The following is a 4,353-nucleotide window of genomic DNA, read 5'->3' as shown; positions in this document are numbered from 1 at the left end:
CCCGGGGGCAGCGCGGGCAGGACCGGGACGACGACCACCGCCGGCCGGCCCGAGACGTGCTGCGCCTGGACGAGGTTGAGGTCCCGCAGCAGGTGCCGGTAGCCCACCACGACGTACGGCTGGTCGGCCGCGGTGTCCCTCTTGACGCTGTACGGGTAGTTGGTGCGGAAGGGGTACGCGGAGACCGGATAGCCGCGTGCCGCCGTGGACGGCGTGAAGTAGCAGACGACGTCCATGCCGCCGGCCCTGACCGGGGACGGGGGCGCCTTCGGCGCCCACACGGCGACCAGGAAGCGCGGCTGCGGCGGGAGCGCGCCGTCGTTGCCGCCGTACTCCAGCCAGAGGAAGCCCCCGGTGTCGGCCAGGGCCACCACCTGGTCGGTGGTGGACAACCGGTCCCAGCCGTCCTGCCCGCCCCGGGCCGGCGCCGCATCGGTGAGGGTGCGGACGGTCACCTTCTCCAGCCACAGGGGAGTGGCGGGCGGCGCCGGCTGGTTCAGCACCGCGTACCTCCTCGGCTGCCCCGCCCCCTCCCGGAAGAAGACCCCCGGCTGGTCGCCGCGCGCCTTGGTCCCGGGGTACGGCGGCGGTGTCAGCGGCGACTGGCGGATGCGGCCCAGCTCCATCGTGAGGCGGAGCTCGTCCCCGTCACGGGTCACCGCGACGCCCCGGTTGTCCCAGTACACGGGGGCGCCGGGGCTGCTGCGGGTGAGGGTGACCGACTCCGGTACGTAGTCGGGGTGGGCGACGTCGAGGTCGATACGGCTCCACTCCTCCGCCGGGACCGCGCGGGTGACGGGCCGGTCCAGCGGGACGGTGATGCACTGGGTCACGGTCCCCCGCGGATCGGTCCATTCCAGCTTCACCTCGGCCACGGTCCCGGCCTGCGGCGGGTGGCCGAGGACATCGGTCACGGCGAAGGTGAGGAGGGTGGTCGCCATCTCAGAGCTGCATCCCGGTCTTCGGGTCGTAGCGGACCTCGGTGGCGACGATCTGATCGGTCGGCATGACCTCGATCCACTGGTCGAAGACCTGGAAGGGCTCGGTGCCGTCCGCCTCGAACCCCTCGCCGAGCGGATCGAATCCGCGCTCGTAGACCTTGTCGGTGGGCAGGTAGTTCACCGGCGTGCCGTCCGGAAGCCGGTCGCTGACCTTCGCCCGCGACTTCTGCCAGTCGCCGCCGACCACGACGGCCAGGTAGCGGATGGCGTCGTGCACCGTCAGCGCATCGGCCGGCAGGTCGCGGTAGCGGGCGGTGAGCTCCGGGTCCTTCCAGGCGTACCGCTTGAGCACCAGCAGCATCCGGCCGCGCTCGCCCGGCACCGACTCGGCGTACAGGGAGTCGAGTCCGTCCGTGCCCTCGACGCCCGCGTTGGCCAGCCAGTCCAGCGCCTCGAACTCGTGCCCCTGGCGGATCGGGACGACCGCCTTGACCCAGGGGGCGTTGAGGAAGGCGTTGCGCAGGTTGTCCCCGTCGAGCTGGAGCAGCCAGCCCAGCGAACTGCCCAGCCTGGCGGGCCGGGAGTCGGCGGTGATGTAGTAGTCCTCCCCGGTGTTGCTGGTGCCGCCCCAGCCGACGACGCAGCTCTTCTCGAACTCCTTCTCCGTGGTCCCCGAGCCGTCGAAGCCGAGGTTCTCCTTCACGGCCAGCTTGTTGGGCACCCACCACTCGGGGGCCACGAAGTACAGCATGCGGTCGACGTCGAAGAACGTCTGGACCAGCTCGGCCATGACGTGCTGGGTCTGGCTGCTGATGCCGGACAGGCCCTTCCCCTTGAAGAGCTGGCGGATCAGGTTCCGGTACACGACGATCCGCTCCTCCTCGCGCAGATCCTCGAAGCGGCGGGGGCCGATGCCCGCCGCGAGCTTCACCCGTTCCTGGGCCGCCTTGAAGAACGCCTCCTTCGCCAGCCGTTCCTTCTCCTGGTCGACCTCCTTCAGGCGCTCGGCGTTCACCTTGTTCACCTGCTCCACGTAGCCCGACGTCGGGCCGTAGTTCACGGTGAAGCGGTAGGGGAACATCTCGCCGTCGTCACCGCTGTGTCCGGTGATGCGCAGCCTCAGCCGGTTGCTGCCCTCCGCGAACGGGCTGATCCGCAGATCGGCGACGTTGCTGCTCAGCCACTGCACGTTGGTGTGGCTCTTGTACTCGTACCCGTACTTGGGGTAGAGCAGCAGGTCCGCCAGGGCGTCGTCGAAGTAGTCGTCGTCCGGCCCCTTGTACGTGCCTTCGACCGTCTCCTGGTACTGCTCGGGCATCGGTACGAGCTGGGCGGGCTGGACCTGGCCCTGCGGGGGCTGCGCGATGTGGACCAGCTCGGCGACCCCGAGTTCGTCGCCCGGCCGGTCGATGTAGGTCTGCCAGCACAGCTGGGTGCCGATCTCCTGGACCTGGACCCCCACCTGGCGCATCTTGCGCCGCAGTTCGTAGTTGACGAGCTTGTCGGTGGTGTTCTGCAGGAGGTACCTCTTGCTGGAGGTGTCGGTGGTCTCCACGACCGTCTTGAACGTCGACTTGAAGCTGCGTTTGATCTCCGTGGACAGCTTGATCGTCTGCTGGCGCAGCTGCTTGTGGGTCTGCTCCTTGGCGGTCTTGCGCGCGTCCGCCGAGTCGTAGCTCGTACGGGCGGTGGCCTGGGTGTTGAACACGCCCAGCTTGCCGTTGGTGCTCGCCTCCAGGCTCACCCCGAACTTGCTGCTGCTCTGGTTCTCCTCGCTGACCGACGCCGACAGCTCGTCCTCGGACCGGCTCTCCTGCTCGCTGCGCTGGGTGAGCTCCTCGGAGGCCTCGCTGGTCCGTTCGGTGAGGGTACGGCGGGTGGAGACCTCGATCAGCTCCACCGCGGCGCCGGGGCTGAGCCAGATGTGCTGGACCGGGGGGCCGAGGAACGAGTCGAACTCGAAGAAGTACTGGCGGAAGAGGTGGACGACACCGAGCGGCGACAGCGAGGCCTCGGGCAGGCCGGCGGTGGCGGCCTGGCCCCGTGCGCCCGGCGACACGGGCGGCCCGGCCCCCAGCAGTCCGGCCAGGGCGTCGACCTCCGGCACGCTCACCCGGTGGCCGCTCGTCGCGAACATCGCGTGCAGCACGTCGTAACGGCCGGCGGCCTGCAGCTTCTTCAACGCTCCCGCGACGCGGGACTCCTGGGCGGCGGCCAGGGCGGCCGTGGAGTCGGCCGTGGAGTCGGCGGCGGCGGCCGCCTGCCGGCCGTCGGGCGCGGCGTGGACGATGACAGCGCCCTGGGCGATCTTCTCCTCCGCGATGCGCAGCAGAGCGGCGAGCCCGTCGGGTCCCGGCCCCACCAGACGGTCCCAGACGGCCGGATCGGCGAGGTCCGCCTTCTTGAGCCGGGCCAGCAGCTCCCGGGTGACCAGCGAGTCGAGGGTGGCCGGCACGGCGGAGGCGACCGAGGGCAGCGGGGCACCCGGCTCGATCGTCAGAGCGGGCCCGCCGGCCGCGGCGGGGCCCGGGGCCACCGTGTAGGAGGGGCGCATGTTCTCGGTGAGCGCCGCCGCGAGCGAGCGGCGCATCGCGGGGCCCGTGGTGCCGAACCGCTCGGCCAGCCGGGCCGAGCGCCACCCGAGCAGCGGCTGGTAGACGCCGTACAGCTCGGAGGCGTACGGCAGAGAGCCCTGGAACTTCGCGAAGTTGACTTTCATCTGCTGACTCCCGCCTCCCCGACGCGGCCCCCCGGCCGCCCCCTTCCCCAGGCTCCCGGCACGGGCGGCGCACGCCCAGACCGGGCATACGGATCCACGGCCCAAACCACCTGCGCGAGTGAAGGGGCGGGCCGCAGAAACGTTCCCCGGCGGGGCCGGCTCAGGCCCTCGCGATCCGGAGGACCGAGGTGATCAGCAGGACGGGCGAGACCGCCGCCCCGATGAGGGTCAGCGGCACGGCCACCCACAGGAGCGGGTGGTTCCCGGCCTCGGACGGCATGTCCTCCTGCACGATCACGAACCACGCCACGTGCAGGGCCGTGCCCGCCAGCAGGGCGATCCAGTACACGCCGATCCCGGCCGACCACAGCCGGACCCTGCCGGGCGGCACGGTCAGCAGCCGCCTGCGGTAGACGTGCAGCCAGACCATCGCCGCGAAGAGCAGGACGGTCACGGGGAGGCGCCACCAGTCGTCGTTCACGGCCCACTCGTGCGCGGCGCTCGGGTGCTCCGACTCGGAGGGGTAAAGCGCGGCCCGGTGCAGCAGGTCGAACCCCCCGATGAAGAGGGCGAGGACCGGGACCAGGAAGAACAGCCCGTAGAGCGGCCGGCCGAGACCCGTCGTCAGGGCCTTCACGGCGTCTTCCCGCCGGAACGGCGCGGCCGACGACGCGGCACGGGCGCGGGCCGGGC

At 71.4% G+C, this 4,353-nt stretch carries 3 protein-coding genes; all 3 read right to left on the bottom strand.

The features are described from left to right. Positions 1-941 (bottom strand): hypothetical protein (locus VR44_RS06720; RefSeq protein ID WP_045946455.1); only part of this gene is annotated, 941 nt, incomplete at its 3' end. A gap of 1 nt (position 942) precedes the next feature. Beyond that, entirely contained in the window at positions 943-3,660 is a 2,718-nt protein-coding gene (locus VR44_RS06715; RefSeq protein ID WP_052713490.1) for a hypothetical protein, read from the bottom strand. Between the two features lie 160 nt (positions 3,661-3,820). Further along, on the bottom strand, positions 3,821-4,353 hold a 533-nt coding region (locus tag VR44_RS06710; RefSeq protein ID WP_045946454.1), incomplete at its 5' end, for a hypothetical protein.

The sequence above is a fragment of the Streptomyces katrae genome, from assembly GCF_000966975.1.
Classification (GTDB): domain Bacteria; phylum Actinomycetota; class Actinomycetes; order Streptomycetales; family Streptomycetaceae; genus Streptomyces; species Streptomyces katrae.
The sequence above is the reverse complement of the archived record's forward strand: the minus strand, read 5'-3'. Positions and strand labels throughout refer to the sequence as shown.

What these genes read in the sequence shown, in the direction of transcription:
- VR44_RS06715 (WP_052713490.1), bottom strand. Translation starts at nt 3,660, where the DNA reads ATGAAAGTCAACTTCGCGAAGTTCCAGGGCTCTCTGCCGTACGCCTCC.